General features: G+C 71.8%; 24 protein-coding genes, 2 tRNA genes and 2 pseudogenes. 17 read left to right on the plus strand and 11 right to left on the minus strand.

Annotation, left to right across the window (positions count from 1 at the left end; translation table 11 throughout):
• The first annotated feature begins 7 nt into the window (after window positions 1-7).
• Window positions 8-1,435, plus strand: coding sequence for an amidase (locus tag QFZ74_RS11595; RefSeq protein ID WP_307620729.1), 1,428 nt, complete (start codon window positions 8-10; stop codon window positions 1,433-1,435).
• On the opposite strand, the gene QFZ74_RS11600 is transcribed toward QFZ74_RS11595, so the two are convergent.
• Window positions 1,416-1,934, minus strand: coding sequence for a DUF3830 family protein (locus QFZ74_RS11600; protein ID WP_307620730.1), 519 nt, complete (start codon window positions 1,932-1,934; stop codon window positions 1,416-1,418). The two genes, QFZ74_RS11595 and QFZ74_RS11600, sit on opposite strands and share 20 nt — an antisense overlap.
• A 47-nt stretch (window positions 1,935-1,981) precedes the next feature.
• On the opposite strand from QFZ74_RS11600, the gene ehuB reads away from it, so the two are divergent.
• From ehuB to QFZ74_RS11630, 6 genes are all read left to right on the plus strand, one after another.
• On the plus strand, window positions 1,982-2,908 hold the full coding sequence (gene ehuB, locus QFZ74_RS11605; protein ID WP_307620731.1) for an ectoine/hydroxyectoine ABC transporter substrate-binding protein EhuB: 927 nt from the start codon (window positions 1,982-1,984) through the stop codon (window positions 2,906-2,908).
• Window positions 2,905-3,633, plus strand: a complete 729-nt coding sequence (ehuC, locus tag QFZ74_RS11610) for an ectoine/hydroxyectoine ABC transporter permease subunit EhuC (RefSeq protein WP_307620732.1) — start codon at window positions 2,905-2,907, stop codon at window positions 3,631-3,633. Before ehuB ends, ehuC begins: the two co-directional genes overlap by 4 nt.
• Window positions 3,630-4,280, plus strand: a complete 651-nt coding sequence (ehuD, locus tag QFZ74_RS11615; RefSeq protein ID WP_307620733.1) for an ectoine/hydroxyectoine ABC transporter permease subunit EhuD — start codon at window positions 3,630-3,632, stop codon at window positions 4,278-4,280. Before ehuC ends, ehuD begins: the two co-directional genes overlap by 4 nt.
• Window positions 4,270-5,052, plus strand: coding sequence for an ectoine/hydroxyectoine ABC transporter ATP-binding protein EhuA (gene ehuA / locus QFZ74_RS11620; protein ID WP_307620734.1), 783 nt, complete (start codon window positions 4,270-4,272; stop codon window positions 5,050-5,052). Before ehuD ends, ehuA begins: the two co-directional genes overlap by 11 nt.
• Before the next feature lie 620 nt (window positions 5,053-5,672).
• Entirely contained in the window at window positions 5,673-6,431 is a 759-nt protein-coding gene (locus QFZ74_RS11625) for an IclR family transcriptional regulator (protein ID WP_307620735.1), read from the plus strand.
• Window positions 6,432-6,557: 126 nt separating this feature from the next.
• Window positions 6,558-6,631, plus strand: a tRNA-Lys gene (locus QFZ74_RS11630).
• Window positions 6,632-6,695: 64 nt separating this feature from the next.
• Here QFZ74_RS11630 and QFZ74_RS11635 read toward each other — a convergent pair.
• Together QFZ74_RS11635 and QFZ74_RS11640 are read right to left on the minus strand one after the other, a co-directional pair.
• Window positions 6,696-7,820 carry an SPFH domain-containing protein gene (locus QFZ74_RS11635; protein ID WP_307620736.1) on the minus strand — a complete coding sequence of 375 codons (1,125 nt, stop codon included), beginning with the start codon at window positions 7,818-7,820 and terminating at the stop codon, window positions 6,696-6,698.
• A 72-nt stretch (window positions 7,821-7,892) separates the two neighbouring features.
• Window positions 7,893-9,215 (minus strand): peptidoglycan-binding protein, encoded by a 1,323-nt coding sequence (locus QFZ74_RS11640; RefSeq protein ID WP_307620737.1) that lies wholly within the window; start codon window positions 9,213-9,215, stop codon window positions 7,893-7,895.
• A gap of 197 nt (window positions 9,216-9,412) precedes the next feature.
• On the opposite strand from QFZ74_RS11640, the gene QFZ74_RS11645 reads away from it, so the two are divergent.
• Window positions 9,413-9,486 (plus strand) — tRNA-Lys (locus QFZ74_RS11645).
• A gap of 464 nt (window positions 9,487-9,950) precedes the next feature.
• Here QFZ74_RS11645 and QFZ74_RS11650 read toward each other — a convergent pair.
• Window positions 9,951-10,164, minus strand: a pseudogene (locus tag QFZ74_RS11650) (transposase).
• A 22-nt stretch (window positions 10,165-10,186) separates the two neighbouring features.
• Between QFZ74_RS11650 and QFZ74_RS11655 the strand changes: the two are divergent.
• Window positions 10,187-10,396 (plus strand): annotated as a pseudogene (locus tag QFZ74_RS11655) (zinc ribbon domain-containing protein); the annotation flags it as partial.
• Window positions 10,397-10,624: 228 nt separating this feature from the next.
• Here the strand turns inward: QFZ74_RS11655 and QFZ74_RS11660 are convergent.
• Together QFZ74_RS11660 and QFZ74_RS11665 are read right to left on the minus strand one after the other, a co-directional pair.
• Window positions 10,625-11,293, minus strand: a complete 669-nt coding sequence (locus QFZ74_RS11660) for a class F sortase (RefSeq protein WP_307620738.1) — start codon at window positions 11,291-11,293, stop codon at window positions 10,625-10,627.
• A 14-nt stretch (window positions 11,294-11,307) separates the two neighbouring features.
• Window positions 11,308-12,021, minus strand: a complete 714-nt coding sequence (locus tag QFZ74_RS11665) for a hypothetical protein (protein WP_307620739.1) — start codon at window positions 12,019-12,021, stop codon at window positions 11,308-11,310.
• 229 nt (window positions 12,022-12,250) lie between these two features.
• Between QFZ74_RS11665 and QFZ74_RS11670 the strand changes: the two genes are divergently transcribed.
• On the plus strand, window positions 12,251-13,030 hold the full coding sequence (locus QFZ74_RS11670) for an HAD-IIA family hydrolase (RefSeq protein WP_307620740.1): 780 nt from the start codon (window positions 12,251-12,253) through the stop codon (window positions 13,028-13,030).
• A gap of 24 nt (window positions 13,031-13,054) precedes the next feature.
• On the opposite strand, the gene QFZ74_RS11675 is transcribed toward QFZ74_RS11670, so the two are convergent.
• On the minus strand, window positions 13,055-13,837 hold the full coding sequence (locus QFZ74_RS11675; protein WP_307620741.1) for a hypothetical protein: 783 nt from the start codon (window positions 13,835-13,837) through the stop codon (window positions 13,055-13,057).
• A 130-nt stretch (window positions 13,838-13,967) separates the two neighbouring features.
• The gene (locus tag QFZ74_RS11680; RefSeq protein ID WP_373462370.1) at window positions 13,968-15,296 is read right to left on the minus strand and encodes an ROK family protein; all 1,329 of its coding nucleotides are present in this window, start codon (window positions 15,294-15,296) and stop codon (window positions 13,968-13,970) included.
• A gap of 56 nt (window positions 15,297-15,352) precedes the next feature.
• Between QFZ74_RS11680 and QFZ74_RS11685 the strand changes: the two genes are divergently transcribed.
• From QFZ74_RS11685 to QFZ74_RS11695, 3 genes are all read left to right on the plus strand, one after another.
• Window positions 15,353-16,441 (plus strand): Gfo/Idh/MocA family oxidoreductase, encoded by a 1,089-nt coding sequence (locus QFZ74_RS11685; protein WP_307620742.1) that lies wholly within the window; start codon window positions 15,353-15,355, stop codon window positions 16,439-16,441.
• Window positions 16,438-16,953 (plus strand): heme-degrading domain-containing protein, encoded by a 516-nt coding sequence (locus QFZ74_RS11690; RefSeq protein ID WP_307620743.1) that lies wholly within the window; start codon window positions 16,438-16,440, stop codon window positions 16,951-16,953. The genes QFZ74_RS11685 and QFZ74_RS11690 overlap by 4 nt, the downstream gene beginning before the upstream one ends.
• 77 nt (window positions 16,954-17,030) lie before the next feature.
• On the plus strand, window positions 17,031-17,918 hold the full coding sequence (locus QFZ74_RS11695) for an LLM class F420-dependent oxidoreductase (protein WP_307620744.1): 888 nt from the start codon (window positions 17,031-17,033) through the stop codon (window positions 17,916-17,918).
• 30 nt (window positions 17,919-17,948) lie between these two features.
• Here the strand turns inward: QFZ74_RS11695 and yidC are convergent, their stop codons facing one another.
• The 3 genes from yidC to QFZ74_RS11710 form a co-directional block, all read right to left on the minus strand.
• Window positions 17,949-18,668, minus strand: a complete 720-nt coding sequence (yidC, locus tag QFZ74_RS11700; RefSeq protein ID WP_307620745.1) for a membrane protein insertase YidC — start codon at window positions 18,666-18,668, stop codon at window positions 17,949-17,951.
• A 114-nt stretch (window positions 18,669-18,782) separates the two neighbouring features.
• Window positions 18,783-19,091 carry a DUF6412 domain-containing protein gene (locus QFZ74_RS11705; protein ID WP_307620746.1) on the minus strand — a complete coding sequence of 103 codons (309 nt, stop codon included), beginning with the start codon at window positions 19,089-19,091 and terminating at the stop codon, window positions 18,783-18,785.
• A gap of 60 nt (window positions 19,092-19,151) precedes the next feature.
• Entirely contained in the window at window positions 19,152-19,700 is a 549-nt protein-coding gene (locus QFZ74_RS11710) for a helix-turn-helix domain-containing protein (protein WP_307620747.1), read from the minus strand.
• A 50-nt stretch (window positions 19,701-19,750) separates the two neighbouring features.
• Here QFZ74_RS11710 and QFZ74_RS11715 point away from each other — a divergent pair, with 50 nt between their 5' ends.
• The 4 genes from QFZ74_RS11715 (at window position 19,751) to QFZ74_RS11730 (ending at window position 24,063) form a co-directional block, all read left to right on the plus strand.
• Complete coding sequence (locus QFZ74_RS11715) at window positions 19,751-21,178, plus strand: MFS transporter (protein ID WP_373462371.1); 1,428 nt, start codon at window positions 19,751-19,753, stop codon at window positions 21,176-21,178.
• A gap of 237 nt (window positions 21,179-21,415) precedes the next feature.
• Window positions 21,416-22,435: an SEC-C domain-containing protein gene (locus QFZ74_RS11720; RefSeq protein WP_307620749.1), complete on the plus strand. Its 1,020-nt coding sequence runs from the start codon at window positions 21,416-21,418 to the stop codon at window positions 22,433-22,435.
• Between the two features lie 258 nt (window positions 22,436-22,693).
• The gene (locus tag QFZ74_RS11725) at window positions 22,694-23,095 is read left to right on the plus strand and encodes a very short patch repair endonuclease (protein WP_307624123.1); all 402 of its coding nucleotides are present in this window, start codon (window positions 22,694-22,696) and stop codon (window positions 23,093-23,095) included.
• Entirely contained in the window at window positions 23,092-24,063 is a 972-nt protein-coding gene (locus QFZ74_RS11730; protein ID WP_307620750.1) for a DNA cytosine methyltransferase, read from the plus strand. Before QFZ74_RS11725 ends, QFZ74_RS11730 begins: the two co-directional genes overlap by 4 nt.
• The last annotated feature ends 43 nt before the right edge of the window (window positions 24,064-24,106 follow it).

The following is a 24,106-nucleotide window of genomic DNA, read 5'->3' on the forward strand; positions in this document are numbered from 1 at the left end:
CGGAGGGATGCGCTGCATGGAGCTCACCGACCTCACCGCCGGACAACTCCTCGACGGCTACCGCAAGGGCGAGTTCGGCCCCGTGGAGGCGACCCGCGCGGCGCTGGAGCGGGCCCGGCGGATCCAGCTGGAGGTGAACGCCTTCGTCCGGCTCATGGAGCGGGATGCGCTCGGACAGGCCGAGGAGTCGGCGGAGCGCTGGCGGCGCGGTGAGCCGTGCGGGCTGCTGGACGGCGTCCCGGTCACGGTGAAGGACATCCTGCTGCTGCGCGGCCATCCGACGCTGCGCGGCTCCGAGACGGTCGACCCGCACGGCGTCTGGGACGAGGACGCGCCGTCGGTCGCCCGGCTGCGCGAGCACGGCGCCGTCTTCCTCGGCAAGACGACCACCCCGGAGTTCGGCTGGAAGGGCGTCACCGACTCGCCTCTGTCCGGCGTGACCCGCAACCCGTACGACACCACCCGCACCTCCGGCGGCTCCAGCGGCGGCGGCGCGGCCGCGGTGGCGCTGGGTGCGGGCCCGCTGTCGCTGGGCACGGACGGCGGCGGGAGCGTGCGCATCCCGGCGTCGTTCTGCGGAATCTTCGGGCTGAAGCCGACGTACGGCAGGGTGCCGCTGTACCCGGCGAGCGCCTTCGGGACGCTGGCGCACGTGGGCCCGATGACGCGGGACGCGGCCGACGCGGCGCTGATGATGGACGTCATCGCCGCCCCCGATGCCCGCGACTGGTCGGCGCTGGGTCCGGCGCCGGAGTCGTTCACGGCGGGGCTCGGCGGCGGGGTGCACGGGCTGCGGGTGGCGTACTCGCCGTCCCTGGGCGGCCAGGTGGCCGTGCAGCCGGCGGTCGCGGCGGCGGTACGGCGGGCGGTGGCGAGGCTGGCGGACCTCGGCGCGTACGTGGAGGAGGCCGACCCCGACTTCGCCGAGCCGCTGGATGCCTTCCACACCCTGTGGTTCAGCGGCGCGGCCCGCACCGTCCAGCGGCTCGCGCCGCAGCAGCGGCAGCTGCTCGACCCCGGGCTGCGCGAGATCACCGGCCTCGGGGCCCGCTTCAGCGCGCTGGACTATCTGGCCGCGGTGGACGTGCGCATGGACCTCGGCCGCCGCATGGGCCGCTTCCACGAGTCGTACGACCTGCTGGTGACCCCGACCGTGCCGATCACGGCGTTCGAGGCGGGCGCCGAGGTGCCCAAGGGCTCGCCGTACCGGCGCTGGACGGGGTGGACGCCGTTCACCTACCCCTTCAACCTCACCCAGCAGCCGGCCGCGAGCGTGCCGGTGGGCGTGGACGGCGCCGGGCTGCCGGTGGGGCTGCAGATCGTGGCCGCCCGGCACCGCGACGACCTGGTGCTGCGCGCCGCGCACGCCCTGTACGAGGCGGGGGCGGCGTCGGCCGCCGGCCCCGCTCCAGCCGTCACGCCCGGCGGAAGCTGAGCGTCTCCCCCTCCGCCCCGGACCGCCACAGGTCGTTGCAGGCCTCGGCCATCCGGTCGAGGCCGTCGACCACCTGACCCCAGACGATGCCGGGCACCCAGCCCACGTCGCCGTTGAGGAGCAGGTTGTTGCGCTCGTAGAACAGGGCGAGGTCCACCACGGTGGCCTGGGGGCCCACCTCGCGGTCGTATCCGTAGGCGCGCGTGCCCAGTTCCGTGCCGGCGAAGGAGAAGTAGCAGAGGTCGCCCGGGATCGGAGTGACCGTCGGGTTCTCCAGGGGCGGCTCGGCGTCGGCGAATGGCGGGAAAAGAGCGTAGATCTCGTTGCGGGCGTACTTGGCGTGGTAGACGTCGCCACTCAGCGGCAGGGCGTCCCACACGGCGGCGCAGGTGCGCGGAGCACGGTCGTCCAGCAGCCGTGCCGTGCAGTGAACTGACCTTTTGACCAGCGAGACTTCGATGTAGCGGGCGGCCTGGGAATCCTTCCGTGAATCCGTCATGCAATCCATGGTGCATAAGTCGAGTGCTCCCGGGTAGCCGCGCGGCCATGGCTCCACCACATGGGAACGGCACAGGCACATCCGGTCACGCGTCCAGACGCACTCGGCGCTCCGTGCTCACGGGCGCCCTGGCGCTCGGGACGCTCGGGGCACTCGGCGCGAGCGGCTGCTCGCGCGTGGCGACCGCGTCGAGCACGAACGGCGGTGAACTCCTCGACCGGCTGCGCGCCCAGGGCGTCGTGCGGCTCGGGATCGCGGGAGAGATACCCTTCGGCTATATCGACAAGGATGGCCAACTGACCGGCGAAGCACCGGAGTTGGCCAAAGTCGTCTTCAAGCGCCTCGGGGTGGACCGGGTGCAGCCGGTACCCACGGAGTTCGGCTCCCTCATACCCGGTCTGAACTCCCAGCAGTTCGACGTCGTGGCCGCCGGGATGTACGTGAACCCCGAGCGCTGCGAGCAGGTCATCTTCTCGGACCCGGACTACCAGATGCTCGACGCGTTCATCGTGCGCAAGGGCAATCCGAAGGGCCTGCACGACTACAAGGACGTCGTGGAGAAGAAGGCCAGGTTCGCCACCGGGACCGGGTTCGCCGAGATCCAGTACGCCGTCGACGCGGGGTACAAGGAGAGCGACATCCTGATCGTCCCGGACCAGGTCGCCGGACTGAACGCGGTCGAGGCGGGGCGCGTCGACGTGTTCGCCGGTACCGCCCTGACCACCCGTGAGGTGGTCAAGCACTCCGCCAAGGCCGAGTCCACCCGGCCCTTCGCCCCGCTCGTCGACGGCGAACGGCACGTCGACGGGGGCGCGTTCGCCTTCCGCCCCGGCGAGACGAAGCTGCGTGACGCCTTCAACAAGGAGCTGCGGGGGCTCAAGGCGAGCGGCGAGCTGTTCCGGATCCTGCGGCCGTTCGGCTTCACCAAGGCCGAGATGACCGACCTCACCGCGAAGGAGCTGTGCGGCGGATGACCTCGGGCCTGTGGAAACTCGTACTCGAAGGAGTCTGGACCACCGTCCAGCTGCTCGTGTTCAGCGGGCTGCTGGCCACGGCGGTCGCCTTCGCCATCGGTGTCGCGCGCACCAACCGGCTGCGGATCGTGCGCTTCCTCGCCGCGCTCTACACGGAGGTGTTCCGCGGCACCTCTGCGTTGGTGATGATCTTCTGGGTGTTCTTCGTGCTGCCGCTCGCCTTCGGCTGGCAGCTGGTCCCGCTGTGGGCGGGCACCCTCTCGCTCGGCCTGACCTACGGGGCGTACGGCTCGGAGATCGTGCGCGGCGCCCTGAACGCGGTCGACCCGGCGCAGAAGGAGGGCGGCATCGCGCTCGGCTTCACGCCCTGGCAGCGGCTGCGGCTGATCCTGCTGCCGCAGGCGGTGCCGGAGATGATCCCGTCCTTCTGCAACCTGCTGGTCGAGCTGCTCAAGGGCACGGCGCTGGTGTCGGTCATGGGCATGGGTGACCTGGCGTTCAGCGCCAACCTCGTGCGGCTGGCGCTCCAGCAGAGCGCGGCGATCTACTCGTACGTCCTGCTGATCTACTTCGTCATCGCGTTCCTGATCACGCGGCTGATGCGGCGGCTGGAGGAGCGGCTGAAGGCCGGGGTCGGCAAGAGCCCCGGTACCGAGACGGAGGCGCGTGCCGCCAAGCGGGCGCAGACGACCGGCGTGAGCGCCGCGGGTGGTGGTGTCGCGTGAAGTGGGACTGGAATGCCGTCGGCGAGTTCATGCCGTACTTCTGGGACGGTCTGCTCGTCACCCTGAAGGCGCTGGCGCTGGGTTCGCTGATCGCCTTCGTGCTGGGGCTGGTGTGGACGCTGCTGATGCGTCTGCCGAGCCGGTGGGTGCGCTGGCCGGTGGGGACGGTGACGGAGTTCGTCCGCAACACCCCGCTGCTGGTGCAGCTGTTCTTCCTCTTCTACGTGCTGCCGGAGTGGGGACTGACGTTCTCGGCGCTGACCACCGGTGTCTTCGCGATCGGGCTGCACTACTCGACGTACACCATGCAGGTCTACCGGGCCGGCATCGAGGCGGTGCCCACCGGTCAGTGGGAGGCCGCGACCGCGCTGAGCCTGCCGGTGCGCTGCACCTGGACCGCGGTGATCCTGCCGCAGGCGATCCGCCGGGTCGTGCCGCCGCTCGGCAACTACGTGATCGCGATGCTCAAGGACACGCCCGTCCTGATGACCATCACCGTCCTGGAGATGCTCGGCGAGGCGCGGCTGTTCTCGCAGCAGCACTTCCAGTTCACCGAGCCGGTGACGGTGATCGGCGTGGCCTTCATCGTCATCTCCGCCCTGGCCTCCCTTCTTCTGCGCACCCTGGAGCGTCGCCTTGTCCGTTGAGACCCATGACCAGCCGGCCGACGCCGGCGCCCGTCCGTCCGAACTGGTCCGCCTGGAGGGGGTGACGAAGCGGTTCGGGGACCACACGGTCCTCGACGGGCTCGACCTGTCCGTGCAGGCGGGCCGGCACGTCACGCTGATCGGCCCGTCCGGCTCCGGCAAGACCACGATCCTGCGGCTGCTGATGACGCTGACCCAGCCGGACGAGGGCACGATCACCGTCGACGGGCAGCAGCTGTTCCCGGCGCCCGAGAAGCAGGTCCGCGAGGTCCGCAAGAAGATCGGGATGGTGTTCCAGCAGTTCAACCTGTTCCCGAACATGTCGGTGCTCAGGAACATCACCGAGGCCCCGGTCACCGTGCTCGGCATGCCGAAGGACGAGGCCGAGGCGCGCGCCCGCGACCTGCTGGAACTCGTCGGGCTGACCGACCAGTGCGACAAGCGGCCGACCCAGCTGTCCGGCGGCCAGCAGCAGCGGGTGGCCATCGCCCGGGCGCTGGCGATGCGCCCGCAGGTGCTGCTGCTCGACGAGGTGACCTCCGCGCTCGACCCCGAGCTGGTCGCGGGCGTCCTGGACCTGCTGCGCGACATCGCCCGGAGCACCGACATCACGATGCTCTGCGTCACCCACGAGATGAACTTCGCCCGGGACATCTCCGACCAGGTCCTCATGTTCGACGCCGGCCGCATCATCGAGGCGGGCTCACCGGAAAAGATGTTCACCGAACCGGAACACGAACGGACCCGGGAGTTCCTCGGCGCGGTGCTGTGAGCGGCGCGGAGTTTTTCCGGGGGCGGCGCCAGGAGATGCGCGGCGCCGCCTCGTGCGGGTCGCGTGGCGCGGGTGCCCGCGGGGCCGGGTGAGGCGGGCGCGGCGGGATGGGCGGCCTGCGCGGCGCGGTGACCCGAGAGCGCTCGCCGTGCGCGCGAGGCATGCGCCGCACGGTGATTCCGTGGCGCGGCGCCGCGCACGGTCGGGCAATGCGGGACGAGTCCCGGCCCGCGAGGTACACGGCCCGCGCCGGCCACGCGAGGCCTGCGCGACGCGGTGACCCGAGAGCGCTCGCCGTGCGCGCGAGGGGTGGCCCGTCGCCGTGCGCGCGAGGGGTGGCCCGCGCAGTGATGCGCGTGGCGCGGCGCCATGTGCACGCCCACGGGGCGGCTCGGCGACATTTCCGGGGCGACGGCTCGATGACGGATCGTGTGTGTGCGAACACCCGAGGTCGCGCGTGCAGGGCATGACTCGGGCATATGCCTCTGTGTCTGCGTCCCAGTTGAGGGGGGCCACGATCTCGCCAACACCCTCTCCGCACCGGCCTCTTGCCGGTTATCGTGGACATCGATCCGCCCTCCGGATCGTGCGGACCGGACAGCGAGCGCAGGGGGACCACCGTGGCGCTGAAGCACCAGTCGACCGCCCCGTACCACTCGACGCAGGACGCCCTGCGCGTCCTGGAGACGGTGGCACGCCGCTCCGTCGGCGTCACCGACGCCGAGCTGGTCCGCCGGACCGGCATGCGCCCCGACCGCCTGACCGTCCTGCTGCGCATGCTGTGCCGCGAGGGGTACGTCGAGCAGATCGCCGGCGGTGCGTACGTCACCGGGGAGACCCTGCGCCGCCTCGGCTCCGCGCAGGACCGCGAGCAGACCCTGCGCGACCGGCTCCAGCTCAGCCTCGGCCGGCTGCGCGACTCGGTCGGCGCGGCGGTCTACCTCAGCTGGTACGTCGACGGGGAGGTCAAGATCCCCCAGTACGCCGACAGCCCGGCCACGCCGGTGGTCAACGAGTGGGTCGACTTCCGCTGCTCCGCCCACGCCACGGCCATCGGCAAGAGCCTGCTCACCCAGCTCGACCACAACGGCCGCCGCGACCACCTCTCCCGGCACAAGATGCCCCGCCTCACCTCGCGCACCATCACGAGTGACAAGCTCCTGCTGTCCCGGCTGGAGTCCCAGCCGCCGACCGTGCCCGTCCTGGACCTCCAGGAGTACGCGATCGGCACGGTGTGCGCGGCGGTCCCGATCACGGCCGGATCCGCGGTGGGCTGCCTGGCGCTGTCGCTCCCCGTGGAGCACGCCCACCGGCTGCGCCAGGCCGCCGACACCCTCAACCGCAACGCGGGCCCGGTCCTGCTGTCCCTCGCCCTGTAGCCTCGCCCTGTAGCCCGGCCTGTGGCCGCGGGTCAATGGTGATCACCGGCGTGGTCACCAGCACCCCTCGGGACCGGGTAGTATTTTCTTCGTCGCCAACCGCGAAGCGCGGAAGGCGAGAGTCATGCGCCGCTAGCTCAGTTGGTTAGAGCAGCTGACTCTTAATCAGCGGGTCCGGGGTTCGAGTCCCTGGCGGCGCACAGAAGAGAAGCCCCTCACCTCGGTGAGGGGCTTCTTCGCGTGGGGCCATGGGGCCACCACCCGTCACGCGACCGGCTCCCCCCGCCCCGAGCAGAACGCCACCGTCAGGTCCCTCACCAGGACCTTCCGCTCGTAGTCGTCGAGTTCGACCAGGCCGCGCATGGTCAGCCGGGTCACCGTGTCCTCCACCGAGTCCACCACGGAGGTCAGCATGCTGGAGCGCTGCTGGGCGTCCAGCGCGGCGATGCGGCGCCGGTGCATGGCGGCGGCGACCTCGGGGGCGTACTCGACGCACACCGGCCGCACCGAGAACACCTCTAGGCCCACGGGCGCGGCGTCCGCGGACACCAGGCGGGTCAGTGCGTCCCCGGCCGACTCCATGGCGCCCCGGGTCCCGCCCGGCATCTCCACCGGCACCCGCGCGAGCGCCGCCTCCACACACTCGCGCAGATACGTCTCGTGGTCCTCGACCCCGAGCACAGCCCGCGCCGTGTCCCGCACCCGCCACACCACGAGCACCACCGCCCGCAGCGCGACCCCGCTGCCGTCGGCCGCCGGCATCGGCTCGCTGCGCCAGTGCCGCAGCCGTACGTCCACCCGCCGCCGGCGCAGCAGCGGGTTGACCCACAGCAGGCCGGTGCGCCGGACCGTCCCCCGGTAGCGGCCGAACATCCCGAGCACCCAGGCCCGTCCGGTACGCCCCCGCAGCAGCCCGCCGAAGCCGAGCAGCCCGAGTGCCCCGGCCCCCGCGTACGCCGCCCACTGGGCCGGACCGAGCCCGGCGCCCGCCAGCGCGGGCAGCCCGAGCGCCTGCTCGGCGAGCCGCGGCAGCACGCCCGCCCACCAGGAGGCGGCCACACATCCGGCCACCCCGCCCACCCCGGCGCAGACCCCGGCCATCCCGGGCAGCACCCCGGCCGGGCACTCGGCCAGGTCGGGGTCGACCTGCGCCGCGGGCCGTGCCTTCGACGGAATCGGGGATCTGAGACGCGGCTGCTCGCCGGTCCCCTGCCGGCGGCCCACCACGGCGGGCTTCAGCGGCACCGACACCGGCGCGGGGTCGTCGCGGAACAGCAGATGGACGGGGATCTCGGTGGTCGCCTCGTTGTGGATCAGCCGGCCGTGCGGACGGAGCGGCCCCTCGACCGGTCCGTCCGACTCGGGCGTGTGTGACGTGGTCGTACTCATGGGTGCCTCCAGCCTCCGCGCCAGATGCGTCATGAACGGTGAGAAGTGAGAAAGAAGGGGGTCGGGGGGACGTCAAGCGAACAGGCGCCTCCAGGTCTCCGGGCCCGGATAGCCGTCCGCCGCTCCGCCCCGCCAGCCCTGTGCGCGCTGGAAGGCCTCGACCGCCCGCCGGTCCGCGTCGCCCCAGCGCGGCCCCGGGCCGTCGGTGTAGAAGGAGCCGAAGCCCTTCGCCACCAGCTGTCTGCCGAGCAGGGTGACGTACTTGTTGTCCGCGCCCGGCCGGAACATGGCGCGGCCGGGATAGCCGGGGACGCCGTGCGAGGCGGGTCCGGGCTCCGCGGGCTTGTCCGGGGCGGGCGCGGACGAGCCCGCCTTCGCCGGGGCGATGCTCTTGCCCTGGCCCGACGCCAGCAGCTCCCAGGTCCGCGGCCCCGGCAGACCGTCCGCGGCCGCCCCCGTCCACCCCTGGGCCTGCTGGAACGCCTGGGTCGCCCGCCGGTCCGCGTCCGACCAGCGCGGTCCGGGGCCCTGGGTGTAGAAGGCTGCGGCACCGCGGGCGACCAGCATCTGGCCGAGCTGCGTGACGTACTTGTTGTTCGCCCCCGGACCGAAGTACGACGCCCCCGGGAACGGGCCCGCCTTGATCGCGGCGGCCGGTTCGGCGCCCGACGTGGTGGGGGTCACGCCCTTGTACCGGTAGGGGACGTACCGGCTGGAGTTGCTCCAGTAGGCATATGGCGTGGACTGGCGGCGGGCGTTCGGGGGTGTCTGCTCGTAGGCGGTGTAGTAGGTGTGCGTGTAGTCGGTCCAGCCGCCGAAGATGACGACGTGCGAGCCCTTCTCGGGGTTGTCGGGGTTGTGGAAGAGCAGCATGTCGCCGGGCTCCAGCTCGTCCTTCTTGATCTTCACCCCGAAGCCGCCGAGGCTGCCGGTCCACTCGTTGCCCGGCAGCCCCCAGGCCATCGAGACGAAGCCGGAGCAGTCCTGCCGGTAGCCGTCGGTCCAGTACGTGGTCATGCTGTACGGCACCTTCGCGGTGACCCAGGTCTTGGCCCGGTTGATGATCTCCGTCCGGGTGGCCGCGGGCAGCTTCGCCGGTGCGGCGGGCTTGCCGCCGGGGCCGTGCAGCGGGGCGCGCTTGCCCTGGGGGGTGTCGGGCTCACCGTCCGCGGGGACACCGGGCCGCTGCGGGGCGGGAGCGGCGACGGCGGGGACCGCCTGGCTCGCGGCGAGGGCGGCCGAGGTGGCGGCGGCCACGACGAGGGCCCGCCGGGCCGCCGGGTGGCCGCCGAAGCGGGCGGGCAGGGCGCGCGAGCCCACCTGCCGCCAGTGAACGCATCCGGGGCAGTCGCAGTCGCTCACGGGATCGACGTCCTCGAAGACCGGAGTCGTCATGCGATTCCCCTCACATTCCGGGCCGTTTTCCGGATGAAATGCCCACATCTGTGCACGTTGATCAGTTTCTCAACTGTCTTCCGCACGCGCATGTTGACGGTCCGAATGATGTACGGCCCCGATCCGGCCGCATGCGGCCGACCGGGCGATGGTCGGGAGCACCCTCGCAGGTCAGGTAGAGTTCTCTTCGTCAGCAGGCGCCGCTAGCTCAGTTGGTTAGAGCAGCTGACTCTTAATCAGCGGGTCCGGGGTTCGAGTCCCTGGCGGCGCACAGACCGGAAGGCCTTCCACTTCAGTGGGGGGCCTTTTCGCATGGCGCACACCCCTTGTCAAGCACCGACACGGCCGATTCGCACACCCCCGCAAGCGGCATATTGAACGCATATGACCGGTAAACCCCGCGTTTCGCGTCTTGCGATCATGCTCGGCAGCGTAGAACCCCTGTTGTCCAAGTTGCCGCGCATTCAAGGAAGTTGGGGGGGGAAGCCGTTGTCGGCGTGCAGCCGTTCACCAGGTGCGGCACGTTCACCCACCGTGGCCTCCAGACCTCCCGCGCCGATCGCCGGCTACCGGGATTCATTCGCAGTGCCCCGGCGTTCACGCCGGGGGTGAAGCGAATCTGATGGTGGCGACGCGGAGCGTCGCGGATTCAGGTCCGGCGGAGCCGGACACCGCAGTTCTTCGTCTGCGGTCCGGAGTGTCGCGAGGGCTGGTCCCGGCGGAGCCGGGCGGTGCTCACACCGGCCGGTTCTGCTGTTCGATGTACTGCTTGACCACGGTGAGCGGGGCGCCGCCGACGGTTCCGGCGAAGTAGGAGCCGGACCACAGCTTGTTGGCCCGCCAGTAGTGGCGTACCAGGTCGGGGAACTCTTGGCGCAGACGGCCTCAAGTGGGCATCGGTGAACACTCCGTGCCGGAACTTGGTCACGAAGACCAAATGAACGTGCATCACGAAAGCACAGTGCCTACCAGACGGACCCAAGCCCCTCGATGTCCGGGAGTGGACGTGCGCCGCCTGCGGCGCGGTCCACGACCGGGACATCAATGCCGCGATCAACGTGAAGACGGCCGCCGGACTGGCGGTATCGGCCTGCGGAGCGCCGATGAGACCAGAACTCGCTCTGGCACAGCGCGAAGAAACAGGAAGCCACGGATTCCCGACCCAAGCCCGTGCCGCGTAGCGGCACGGGAACGGAACGGAAGGCCAGAATCCTCGGGCTTCAGCCCGAGGTGCAAGTCAATCCCGCAGCCCGAGCGCGCGCCGCGCGGTCGAGGACCAGCCCGGTCGGCGGCTTCGGGGGGAGCAGGTCGTCGACCGGGCCAGGTCAGGTCAGATCAGGTCAGGTCAGGTCAGGGGCAGCTCGGTGGAAGCTGGCTCATGGCCGGTGGCCCTCATGAGCCGGCGGTCCTCATGAACCGGTGGTCCTCGTGAGGTACGCCGAGACGACCACGTTCGCCGTGTAGCTGTGGCGCGCCTCGTCGTAGGCGCCGCCGCAGGTGATCAGCCGCAGCTCGGCCCGGCTCGACTGGCCGTCCCCGTAGGCCTGTTGAGCGTCGAAGTGGTCGCGCGGCAGCACCCGGACGTCGTCCACGGTGAACTCGGCGACCCGGCCGTCGTCACGGGTGACACGGACCGTCTCGCCGGTGTGCATCGTGCTGACCTTGTAGAAGACGGCGGGCGCGGCCTCGGTGTCCACGTGTCCCACCATCACCGCGGTCCCCGCGGCCCCGGGTTTCACCCCGCCCGAGTACCAGCCGACCACCCCGGGCCGGTCGAACGGGGGCGGGTCGACCGCCCCCTGCGCGTCCAGCCCGCGGGCGACGACCGGCGCCCTCACGCCCAGCTCGGGGATGTCGAGGCGCTGCGGCAGCGCGCTGCCGAGCGGCTCGGCGTCGGGCGGCAGTCCCGCCCCGTCGGGGCGCCCGACCGCCGCCATGTCACCCGTCGTCGGCCCGGTCATCCCCGGCGGTACGTCGGTGACCTCGCGTCCCCACAGCCACAGCCCGAGCAGCAGCATCGCCCAGGTCACGCCGGTCAGCAGCCGCCCGGCCCCGGCGGCCCGTTCTCCTTCGGACATCGTGACCCGCGCTCTCAGGCGGACCCGCGGCCGCGGCGGGCCGTGCGCAGCCCGACGGCGACCGCGGCGAGCCCGGCCAGCAGCAGGCCGGTGACCGTCTGGGCGGTACCGGGCCCGGCGGAGCGGGCGGCGTCCTCGGAGGCGAGGTGCGCGGTGCCGCCGCCGCCCGCGGGCACGGGAGCGGTGGGCGACGCGGCGCCCGAGGGCTTGGACGGTGCGTCGGAGGGCCCGGTGCCGGGCTGCCGGCCGCCGGAGGACTGCTGGTCCGACTTGTCGCCCTGGTCGTCCGCGGCCTCGTCCGACGTGCCATGGCCCGAGGACTGCTGGTCGTGGTCCGAGGAGTCGCCGCGGCCGGACTGCTGCTCCTGCTTGTCGCCGTGGTCCGACTGGCGGCCGGAGTCGTCGTCGCCCTTGTCGTGGTCCGACTGCTGGTCGGTCGGGTTGGACTGATTGGACTTGTTGGGTTGGTTGGACTTGTTGGATTGGTCGGCCTGGTTGGACTGGTTGGTTTGTGCGGTCTGGTTGGTCTGTTCGGTCGCCTGTCCGGTGAGGTCGCCGTAGGCCGCGAAGGCGTCCGTCCACAGGGCGACATCGGCGCCCTGGACCGGAGCGAGCGGCCCCGACGGAGGTACGGAGACTCCGCCGCCGTCCGCCGCGAGGGCGGCGGTCGGGGACAGTGCGACGGCGGTCAGCAGGCCTGTGCAGAGAGTGAGGCGTATTGAGCCCATCGTGAAACCTCCAGATAACTGGAGGCTCCCCCGCCCACCGGAAGCCCGCATCCGGCGACGGCGGTGATTACTCCATTCGGGGACGGATACGGAACATCCAAGGGGACCCGCACCCGGTACGGAACGCGGAGCCGGAGATCCCCGGATCCCGGGTTCGTCCGTCACCACCGGCGTAGGGCTGCCTAGCATGGTCGTCTCACACGTTCGCGCAGAGCGGGAGTCCGTACGCATGACAGAACGCAGGCCCATCGAATCGTGGCTCACCGACATGGACGGGGTGCTGATGCACGAGGGCATCCCCGTGCCCGGCGCGGAGGCCTTCATCAAGAAACTGCGTGAGTCGGACCGCCCGTTCCTCGTACTCACCAACAACTCGATGTACACCGCGCGCGATCTGCACGCCCGGCTGAACCGGATCGGCCTCGACGTGCCGGTCGAGAACATCTGGACCTCCGCCCTGGCCACCGCCAAGTTCCTGGACAGCCAGCACCCCGGCGGCACGGCCTATGTGATCGGCGAGGCGGGTCTGACCACGGCACTGCACGACGTCGGGTACGTGCTGAGCGACCAGGACCCCGACTTCGTGGTCCTCGGCGAGACGCGGACGTACTCCTTCGAGGCGCTGACCAAGGCGATCCGGCTGATCAACAACGGCGCCCGGTTCATCGCCACCAACCCCGACAACACCGGCCCCTCCCCCGAGGGCGCGCTCCCGGCGACCGGATCCGTCGCCGCGCTGATCACCAAGGCCACGGGCAAGGAGCCGTACTTCGTCGGCAAGCCCAATCCCCTGATGATGCGCACCGCGCTGAACACCATCGGCGCGCACTCCGAGACGAGCGCGATGATCGGCGACCGGATGGACACCGACGTCCTGGCCGGTCTGGAGGCCGGCATGGAGACCTTCCTCGTCCTCACCGGCCTCACGAACAAGGCCGACCTCGACCGCTACCCGTACCGGCCGACCAAGGTGGTGGACTCCATCGCCGACCTCGTCGACCTCGTCTGACGGCGCGGGCCGACCGGCGCCGGGTCAGCGGCGCCTGCGCGCCAGCAGCATCGCGGTGGTTCCGGTGAGCAGGAAGACGACGGAGGTCAGGGCGAGGAGGCGGATGACGAGGCCGGTACGGGCGAGCTGGTCGGCGAAGGAGAGGCCGCCGGGGTCGGCACTGGCCGACGGGCCGGGGGTGACGGCGGGGGAGGCCGGGCCCGAGCTGCTGGTGGGCCGCGTGGGCGTCGCCGCCACACCGGCACCGGCACCGCCACCGGTGATTCCGAACCGGTAGTCGTCGGACTGCCCGATCCAGTCACCGTCGTCGCCGTGCCGCTGCACGACGGCCGCGTTCGCGGTGACCGTGTCCGTCACCGCGCCGGCGGCGATCGCGAGCCGCACCTTCACGGTGACGGTCTTGCCGGGCCCGACCGTGAACCCCGGTAAGCCCCCGTCGAACGCCCCGACCAGCTCGTCCTCGTCGGTGGCCACGAACGGGACGGGGTACGCCCGCGCCCCGTCGTAGAACTCCAGCCGCGGCTGGGACGCCTGGAGGACGCGGAGGTCGTCGACGAGGACGAGGACCGGGTGGACGTCGGTGCAGGTGCCGCCGCCGGTGTTGGCGAGGTCGATGTACCAGGTGCCGTATCCGCCGCCGGCCTCGTACGTGTCGGGGCCGCCGTGGATGCGGGTGGCGAGGGGGAAGGAGCGCCCGTCGGACCCGGCGCAGGCGGGACTCGCCGCCGCGTGCGCGATGGCCGGGGGCAGCGGGAGGAGGACGGCGGCTGCGGCAAGGCAGAGGGACAGGGGCGTGCACAGTCGCATGAACACGGAAGTCTGGTGCGGGGGTTGAGCGGTCGGGGGAGCCGCGCCGAGACGGTGCCTCGATCGGCGGCCCAACTCCGCTCGATCGGAGGTGAGTTCTCTTGGTCGCTCACCCTCCCCCGCCCCCGCCTCACACATCCCCCCGCCCGAACAACGACCCCAGCACCAACTGAGCCGCTCCCTCCGCCACCCCCCGAGCCCCGCCGGAGGCGACCCGCACCGGGACCGCCCCGCTGGGCGCCCCCTCACGCCGGGCGCGTGCGTCGAGTACGGCGGCGACACCGCGCACGAACTCCTCCGGCGCGGCGTCGACCGTACGGCCGCCCAGCAGGACGAGGTCTATGTCGAGGAGCCCGACCAGGTTCGCCGCTCCCGCGCCGAGCACCCGCGCCGCCTCTCCCACGTCCCCGCGCTCCACGGCCGCGAGGCACAGTGCCTCGATGCACCCCTGGTTCCCGCACTCGCACACCGGCCCGTCGAGCTGGATGACCTGGTGCCCGAACTCGCCGGCCCCGGTCCGCGCCCCGCGGTGCACGTTCCCGCCGATGACCAGGCCCGCGCCGAGCCCCGTACCGAGATGCAGATACGCGAACGATCCCCCGCCGCCACCCCGGACACCGGAACCGCCGGCCCCGCCGGACTCGGTCTCGGCCCCGGCTCCCGCGTCCACACCCCCCGATCCGCCAACCCCCGCTTCCGCAGGCACCACTTCCGAGGACCCCGCCCCCACAACCCTCGCCCCCGCCCCCGAAACCGCAAGCCCCAACGCGGCCGCATTGGTGTCCTTGTCGACGACCACGGGCAGCCCCAGCCGCCGGCCCAGCGCGTCCCGCAGCGGGAAGCCGTCCCACTCGGGGAAGCCGGTGACGCGGTGCAGGATGCCGCGTGTGTGGTCGAGGGGTCCGGGCAGCGCGACGCCGACCCCGAGCACGGGGACGGCCGGCTCAGCGAGCAGTTCCTCGATCTGCCGGGCCGTCGCCTCGACGACCGCCTCCGCTCCCCCGCCGCCCAGATGGACCGGGGTCCGGCTCTCGCGTACGACCGTCCCGTCGAGGTCGACCAGGACCGCCCGCAGCTCGTCCCGGTCCAGGTGCACGCCCACCGCGTGCCCCGCCTCCGGCACCAGCCGCAGCACGGTCCGCGGCTTGCCGCCCGTGGACGCGCGCCGTCCGGCCTCCGCGGCGAGGCCCTCCTCGCGCAACCGCGCGGTGATCTTGCTGACCGCCTGCGGGGTCAGACCGGTGCGCTCGGCGAGTTCGAGCCGGCTGATCCCCTCGGCCCCGGCCGTCCGCAGCAGGTCGAGCACGAGCGCGGTGTTGTGGCTGCGCAGCCCCAGCAGATTCACCCCGGATGACCTGACCGCCCCGGCCACCCGGACCCCGCGGACCGTACGCCCCCTTATGCCCGCCGCCCGGCCACCGCTCCCGCCGCCGTCCTCCACGCCCGTCACCTGCTTCACACCCCCATTGTCGCCGACACTTGCACTATGGCAACAGCGTTGCGAAAGTGGGACGCATGACAACTGGTACGACCGGCACCACCGGCGCCCCCCTCCGTGTGGGCCTGATCGGCTACGGCCTGGCGGGCTCCGTCTTCCACGCCCCGCTCATCGCCTCGACCGAGGGCCTCACCCTCGACACCGTGGTCACCGCCAACCCCGAGCGGCAGGAGCAGGCCCGCGCCGAGTTCCCGGACGTCCGGATCGCCGCGACCGCCGACGAGCTCTTCGACCGGGCCGGCGAGCTGGACCTGATCGTCATCGCGTCCCCGAACCGGACCCACGTACCGCTGGCCACCGCCGCCCTCAAGGCGGGCCTGCCGGTCGTGGTGGACAAGCCGGTCTCCGGTACGGCCGCCGAGGCCCGTGAGCTGGCCGCCCTCGCCGAGGAGCGCGGTCTGCTGCTCTCGGTCTTCCAGAACCGCCGCTGGGACAACGACTTCCTGACCCTGCGGCAGCTGATCGCCGACGGCAGGCTGGGCGACGCCCTGCGCTTCGAGTCCCGCTTCGAGCGCTGGCGTCCGCAGCTCAAGGGCGGCTGGCGCGAGTCCGGCGACCCCGCCGAGATCGGCGGGCTGCTGTACGACCTGGGCAGCCACGTCGTCGACCAGGCGCTGGTCCTGTTCGGCCCGGTCACGCACGTGTACGCCGAGGCGGACGTCCGCCGCGCCGGCGCCGAGACGGACGACGACACGTTCATCGCCCTCACGCACGCGAGCGGTGTCCGCTCCCACCTCTACGTCTCCGCGACCACGGCCCAGCTCGGCCCGCGCTTCCGGGTGCTGGGCTCCGAGGCCGGCTATGTGAAGTACGGCCTGGACCCGCAGGAGGCCGCCCTGCGCGAGGGTCTGCGCCCCGGCCCCCACTGGGGTGCGGAGCCCGAGACCCTGTGGGGCCGGCTCGGCGCCGGCGAGTCCCCGCTCACGGGCGGCGGCGACGCCGTACCGACGCTGCCGGGCGACTACCTGGCGTACTACGAGGGTGTGGCCAAGGCCCTCACCGGCGCGGGCCCCAACCCGGTGACCGCCCTGGAGGCGGCCGCCGCCCTCGACGTACTGGAAGCGGCCCGCGTGTCCGCGCGCGACGGAGTGACGGTGACGCTGTGACCCACCCCCAGAGCACCCCGGCCGCCGCCGAGCACACCCCGGGCATCGAGGACCTGGAGGCGCAGGAACGGCGCCTGGTCTTCGAGCGGTTCACGCACGACGACGCCTGGGCCCTCGGCTCGCTCCTCGTGGAGATGGCCCGCGAGCGCCAGGCACCGGTCGCCATCGACATCCACCGTGCGGGCCAGCAGCTCTTCCACGCAGCCCTGCCCGGCTCCACGCCCGACAACGACGCCTGGATCGCCCGCAAGCGCCGCGTCGTGGAGCGCTACGGCTCCGCGTCCTACCTGGTCGGCGCCCGCTTCCGCGCCAAGGGCACGTCGTTCGAGGAGTCCTCCCGCCTCGACCCCGACACGTACGCGGCGCACGGCGGCTCGTTCCCGATCACCGTCGCGAACGTGGGCGTGATCGGCTCGGTCACGGTCTCGGGCCTCCCGCAGCTCCAGGACCATCGCATGGTGGCGGAGGCGCTGGAGCGGTTCCTGGGTCAGGCAGCCGCACGACGGGATTAACCCGCGGCTCCCTCCGGTTGGGCCTGTCGTACGCCACAGCGATCATGGAACGACACCCACCCGGAGGGAACGCCCCCATGAGCACCGCCCCGAAGGACACCCCGGACACCCTCAAGAAGGCCATCGGCCGGTACGGCGTCTGGAGCGCCGGTCTGCGCTCCGAGGACCCGGCCCTGCGCACCGAACTGGCCGAGGCCGCCGCCGAGCTGGAGCAGCTGGGCTACGGCGCCGCCTGGCTGGGCGGCAGCAGCGCGGCCCGGCACGCCGCGCCCCTCCTCGACGCCACCTCACGGCTGGTGGTCGGCACGAGCATCCAGAGCATCTGGCAGTACGACGCCGACGCGAGCGCAGCGGCCTTCACCGAGGTGGACGCCGCCCACCCCGGCCGCTTCGTCCTCGGCCTCGGCGCGAGCCACGCCAAGCTCGCGGAGCAGTACCGGCGCCCGTACTCGGCCATGGTCGCCTACCTCGACGCGCTGGACGAGGCCGGTGTCCCCGCCGGCCGCCGGGTCCTCGCGGCCCTCGGCCCGAAGATGCTCCAGCTGTCCGCCGACCGCGCGGCCGGCGCGATCCCCTATCTCGTCACCCCCGAGCACACGGCCGAGGCCCGCGAGGTGCTGGGCGAAGTCCCGCTGCTCGCCCCGGAGTTCAAGGTCGTCCTGGAGACCGACCCGGCCCGCGCCCGCGCCGCCGCCCGCGCGCACCTGGCCATGTACCTGGCGCTCCCCAACTACACCAACAACTTCCTCCGCCTCGGCTTCACGGAGGACGACCTGGCCGACGACGGCAGCGACCGCCTCATCGACGCCGTGTACGCCTGGGGCGACGACGACCGCGTCCGCACCCGCGTCCAGGCCTTCCTCGACGCGGGCGCCGACCATGTGGCGCTGCAGGTGGTGGGCGACGGATCACGCGACGGCCTGCCACTGGAGGAGTGGCGCAGGCTGGCGGACCTCCTGTCGTAGGGGCTCAACTGCCGGCTGTCACAGGGGTGCTCAGCGGAAGAGAACCGCCCGCTCCACCGCGCTCCACGTCGTACTGGTGACGACGTAGAGCGCGGCGGCCAGGGGGACGACGGCCACGGTGACGAGGGTGAAGTAGGGCAGGAACGGCGCCACCTTGGCGGCCGCGCCGAGCCCCGGCACCCCGTCACTCCCGGCCGCCGCCGGACCGTCGGTGATGTTTCTGCGCGCCGTACGGACCGTACGGACGCAGGTGAAGGTAGCGACGGCGGCGACGAGCGCGAACAGCGCGAGGTACACGACTCCCGCCGCCCCGAACACCCCACCGCCCGCGAGGGCATCGGCCCACCGCGCGCCGAGCGGCGCGGCGAACAGCCGGTGTGCCAGCAGGCCGTTGCTCTCGCCGCCGATCGTCGTGCTGGAGAACAGGCGGTAGAGCAGGAAGAACGCGGGCATCTGGACCAGCGTCGGCAGACACCCGGAGAGCGGCGACACCTTCTCCTCGGCGTGCAGTTCCAGTACGGCCTTCTGGAGCCGCTGCGGGTCCTTCCGGTACCGCGTCCGCAGCTCGGCGACACGCGGCTGGAGCGCGGCCCGGGCCCGCTGCCCGCGCGCGGCGGCCCGGGACAGCGGGTGGAGCAGGAGCCGTACGAACGCGGTGAGCAGAACGATCGCGGCGGCGGCAGCGGAGGCGTGCAGCAGCGGTTCGAGCAGCTCGGCGAACTGCCCGACAAGATCGGCGAAAACGGACATGGGTGAGCCCTCCGTGGGTCTCGTCGTGCCGGGTGACGATGTACGTGCATGGCGGCATGACGACCCGCGCGGGGTCAGCTGGGCGGTGTGCGGTGGAGCGGTGTGCGGTGTGCCCTACGCGGTGGCCGTCGGGAGGGCGTGCCCGGGCGCCCTGGGCCGCGGTCGGCCGGAGGCGTCGGGATCACGCTGCGGCAGGAAGGCCGTACGGCGGTCGCGGTCGCGGATGGCCGTACGGATCCGGGTCGGCGGCACGAGGGGCGCGCAGCGCGCGGCGACGAGACAGCAGACGGCGAACGCGGAACCGGCGGCGGCGGTCGCGGCGAGGGCGACGGTGGCGGAGAGGCCACCGGTGTCGATCAGGGCGATGCCGACCAGCAGGAGAAGTACGGCGGCGGGGCGCGTGCCGATCCAGCTGCGGATCATCAACTGCGCCCTCCTCCCGCCCACTTGCCCTACCGCCGCGACTACGCGCCTCGGTCGGGGCTATGCGTCCTCGGTCGCGAGGGGCTCCAGCAGCCGCTTGGGCCTGAGGAGTACCCGGCTGACCGGATCCGCCGGGTCCGGATCGAGTCCGGGGCCCGGCTCCATAAGGACGTCCTCGACGGGTACGACGGTTCCGCAGGCGCCGCATTCTCCGTAGGGGCCGAGTTCGGTGCCGCAATCCGCGTGCCGGAAGTAGCGCAGCGGACGGGTCCCGGTGAACTGCTCGCGCCCCCACAGGCCCAGCGCGCGCAGGGTCGGCCACAGGCCGATGCCCCGGTCGGTCAGCACGTACTCGTCCCTCGGCGGCGACTCCTGATAGCGCCGCTTCTCCAGAATCCCCTCTGCGGTGAGGGTCTGGAGACGGGCGGCCAGTACGGCGCGCGGGATGCCGAGATGGACGAGGAAGTCGTTGTAGCGGCGGACGCCATAGAGGGCGTCGCGAACGACGAGCAGGGTCCAGCGTTCGCCGACGACCTCCAGCGCGCGTGCGATGGAGCACTCCTGCGTCGCGTAGTCCTTGCCCAGTGCCATGGCGTCCACCTTAGCCATATCCGTAAGAGTCAGTTCAATGACCGAACTGATGATGCTAGGCTACCCCCATGCCTAGGTTCAATGAACGAACCATGAAGGAAGCTCGCGAGCGAAGCAGACCGCTCAGCGCACCGGAAGCCGGGCGGCCCCCGCGCCCGAAGGTCACGCTCGCCCTGACCAGCGCCGCCACGGTCGTGGCCCTGATGACCTACACGGCGCCGATGGTCACGCTGCCCGACACGGCCGCGGACCTGCACACTCCCCTGTCGGCACAGGCCTGGCTCCTGAACGGCACCCCCCTGGGACTGGCCGCGCTGCTCCTGGTGGACGGCAGCCTGGCCGACGACTACGGCCGCCGTCGCGTCTTCCTGTACGGCACGCTGGCCCTCGGATTGACGACGACACTGGGCGGCCTGGCCACGTCGACCTGGGCTTTCACTGTGGCCCGCGTCGCCCAGGGCGCGGCGAGCGCGGCGATCCTGGCGTGCAGCCTGGGCCTGCTGGTGACGGCCTTCCCGACACCGCGGGGACGACTGCACGCGACGGGCATCTGGGGCGCCTTCGTGAGCGGCGGGATCGCGACCGGCCCCCTGCTCGCCGGGGCGATGCCGAACTGGCGGTGGGCGTACGGCGCCCTCGGCGCGGCGGCGCTGGTGGTCGCCGGACTGGGAGCGCGGGCAGGCAGGTTGCCGGAGTCCCGCGCCCCGAGGGGCGGCCGTCCGGACATCGCGGGAGCGGCGGCGTTCGGCCTGGCGCTGGTGGCGCTGGTGGCCGCACTGACGCTGGGGCGGGACGGATGGCTGCGCGCGCCGGTGGGCTTGTTGCTGGCGGCGGCGGTGGTGCTGCTCGGTGTCTTCGCCCGCGTGGAGCGGCGCGTACCGACTCCGATGATCGAACTGAGCCTGCTGCGCAGCCCCCGCTTCCTGGCGTCCTCCGCGGGCGGCCTGTTCACGGGCCTGGCGGTGATCGGCCTGTTCAGCTTCCTACCGGCGCTGCTGCAACGGACGTCGGGCCTGTCGGCCATGGACACGGCCTGGCTGTTCCTGCTCTGGTCCGGCCTGTCCTTCGTCGTGGCCTTGCAGGTCAAGCGGCTTGCGGGCCGGGTGGCCCCACGCCGGCAACTGGCAACCGGCTTCCTGCTGCACGCCGTCGCCGCACTGACGATGCTGGGCGCGCTGGACACCGGGTCGTGGCCCCGGCTCCTTCCGGGTCTGGTGATCGGCGGGGTGGGCAGCGGCCTGCTGAACGCGGCGCTCCCCTCGCTGGCGGTGGAATCGGTACCGCCCGAGCGGGCGGCCATGGGCGCGGGGGCCCAGCAGACGTTCCGGTACATCGGCTCATGTGCGGGCGTGGCCTTGACGATCGCCCTCGCCACGTCGTCCGGCGGAGGTCTGGCGCGGGGCGCGGATGTGGCGATGGTGGTGTCGGCGGGCTTGGCCGTGGTGGGAGCGGCGGGTGTGGTGCTGCGGGAGCGGGGAAGGGCCGGCGCCGGTTGATGTCAGGAGGGCCGACGACGTCATACCGGAAGCGTCAGGGACGACGGCACGGTGTGCCCCTGCCTGCGCTGCCTGCCCCGCGGGCCTGCCCCGCGGGCCTGCCCCGCGGGCCTGCTCTGCCGGCTCTGCTCTGCCGGCTCTGCTCTGCCGGCTCCGCTCTGCCCGGCTCTGCCTGCGAAGGCCGGCCATCCGGTGCTCCCTCTCCTCATGTCACCGCTCGGCAGTACGGTGTCACCCATGCGCCCCGACACGCCTGCCGAGAACGTCGACCACACCAACGAAGCGGCACGTCTGGAGCGAGCCGCCGGCCTGTATCCCGAGGACGCCGAGGCCCTGCTCCTCCAGGCCGCGGCCCACCTGGAACTCTCCGGTGACCGCCCCGCCGCGACCACGCTCTACGACAGCCTCCTCTCCTCCTCCAGGAAACTGGAGAACCCCCACCTGGTACGGGCCCTCAAGGCCGCGAACCTCTGGGAGTACGGTCACGAGGCCGAGGCTCGCGCCATCATCGACGGAGTCCGCGCCTCCGCTCCGCGCGACCCGGCTCCCTGGGTGATCGTGGCCGAGTCGCTGGAAGCCCACGACGAACTGGAAGCGGCCCAGGACACGTTCACGGAGGGAGCCCGCCTCTTCCTCACAGACGCCGCGGAGCCCTCGCACGACGTCCGCTCCCTCCTCTTCGGCCGCCACCGCGTCCGCAGGATGCTGGGCCTGCCCCACGACGACTGGGACTCGCGGGCCGACACCCTCCACTCCGCGTCCGTCTCCCTGGACGAACTGCACGACCCCAAGCGCGTATGGTCCCTCGGCTCGGACAACCCGGCGGACCTGGCGGCGGAGATCGCCCGCCTCAAGGCCGAACTCGACACCTACCGCGAGGCGTTGTCCCGCCCCTTCCCGGTAGCGGTCCTCCACTGGCCGGCGAACGAACTGGGCGAACTGGTGGCGGCGTACCCATCCCTGTCCACGGAATACCCCTCCCATGACCGGCACCTGGCGACGATAGAGGCGTCCCTGCGGGAACTGGCGTCCTCCGGCACGGCGAACCTGGGAATCGTCACGGGAACGGTCCCCTCCTACGAAGCCTTCGCGGCATCGGAGGCGTCATCCCCGGCGGACGTGACGCTACTGCCCCAGTACGCGACGACGCTGGCGGCGCGGGGACGGGCTGTGGCTTGGCCTCCGCAGCGGGGGGATGGGTGTTGGTGTGGGGTGGGGCGGACCTACAGTGCCTGCCACGGGGACCTGGACGCCTGAAGGTCGACGACCACCCGGCCAACAGCCCGATGCGGCCGGACTCGCTTCCGTGATGGAATTGATGCCGCAGCCGTAGCGCAGCGGTTCGGTCGATCCGTGTGGGCTCGCGATGACGTTCGGTCTCGCCTTGCCCACCTCGTCCACGCGATCGTCTCGGTCCGGCCTGACTCGGCGATCAACCGAAGGATCGAGTCACGATCGTGAGGCACAGCCGCCTTGAGCACGATGAAGCCATTGTCGCCTGCCGTCTCGGCGCGCATGAGCAGGCAAGCCAGCAAGGACACGGCTACCGAACTGGCGGTCCGTCGCCTGCTCCACGCGGCCGGGCTGCGCTACCGCGTGGAATACCCGGTGCCTGGCATGGCTCGACGCCGGATCGACGTGGCATTCACATCGGTCAAGGTGGCGGTCCTGATCGACGGATGCTTCTGGCACGGTTGCCCCGAACACGCCACGCATCCGAAGTGGAACGCAGAGTGGTGGCGGCAGAAGCTGGATCGCAACATGGCGCGGGACGCGGAGACCACGGAGCACCTCGTGGCCGCCGGGTGGGAAGTGCTGCGGTTCTGGGAGCATGAAACTGCAGAAGACGTGGCATGGCGCATTGCGGCGGTGGTAAAGCAGCGGAGGGCCCAGCAAAGACGGGGGAACAAGCGATGAGTGGGCTGACCTTTGTCGACGTGTGCTCGGGGGCCGGCGGGCTCGCCCTCGGACTGGAGCAGGCTGGCTTCGAACCGAGCCTGTTGCTGGACGAGGACGCCGATTCCTGCCGGACCCTGCGGGCCAACCGACCACGGTGGAACGTGCTCCAAGCGGACCTTCTGGATCTCGACCCGAGCGAGCATCCGGAGAGCTACGACGTGGATCTGTTGTCCGCGGGACTGCCTCGGGTGAAGTCCAGCGCCACCGCCGCTCGGGCCGAGTCGGGCGCGGAGGAGCGGCTCCTGAGGGCAGCCGTCTACCTCGCCCACGCCATCAGGCCCCGGGCGCTGCTGATGGAGAACGTGCCCACCCTCGTACACGGGGACAGGTTCCGCGACTTCCGCGAGTTCGCCCGTGCCGAACTGGATCATCTCGGTTACGAGTTCAGCTGGTTCGTCCTCAACGCTGCGGATTTCGGAGTGCCACAGGATCGCAAGCAGGGGGTACTGGTGGCGATCAAGAAAACGTGGCACCCCTCCTTCCGTTCGCCTTCCCCCACCGTGGCCGACCATGTCTCGGTCGGTGAGGCCCTGGCGCCGTCCATGCGCTCGCGTGGCTGGAAGGACGCCGACCGATGGGCAGCCCAAGCAATCGCCGTGGCTCCGACCCTGGTCGGCGGCTCGAAAAGCCACGGTGGGGCGGACCTGGGGCCTTCCGGAACCAAGCGGAAGTGGGCTGGCCTGGGGGTGAACGCCCACTCGCTGAGCAACGAGCTCCCAGGGCCCGAATTCGTGTGGGCGCCGGAGCGCGGCAAAGACGGGATGGTGCAGCTCACGGTGGACCAGACAGCCCTGCTCCAGAGCTTCCCCGAGGGCTGGGAGATCACTGGAAAGAAGACGGCCCGATACCGGCAGATCGGCCATGCCTCCCCGCCACCGGTGGGCGAGGCGCTCGGCCGGGCCATAGCCCACGCACTCCGATCCTGAACGATGAATCTCCAGGTCAGATCAGAAGTGGCAGGTTCGCGAC

It is taken from the genome of Streptomyces sp. V3I7 (assembly GCF_030817495.1).
Taxonomy (GTDB): Bacteria; Actinomycetota; Actinomycetes; order Streptomycetales; family Streptomycetaceae; genus Streptomyces.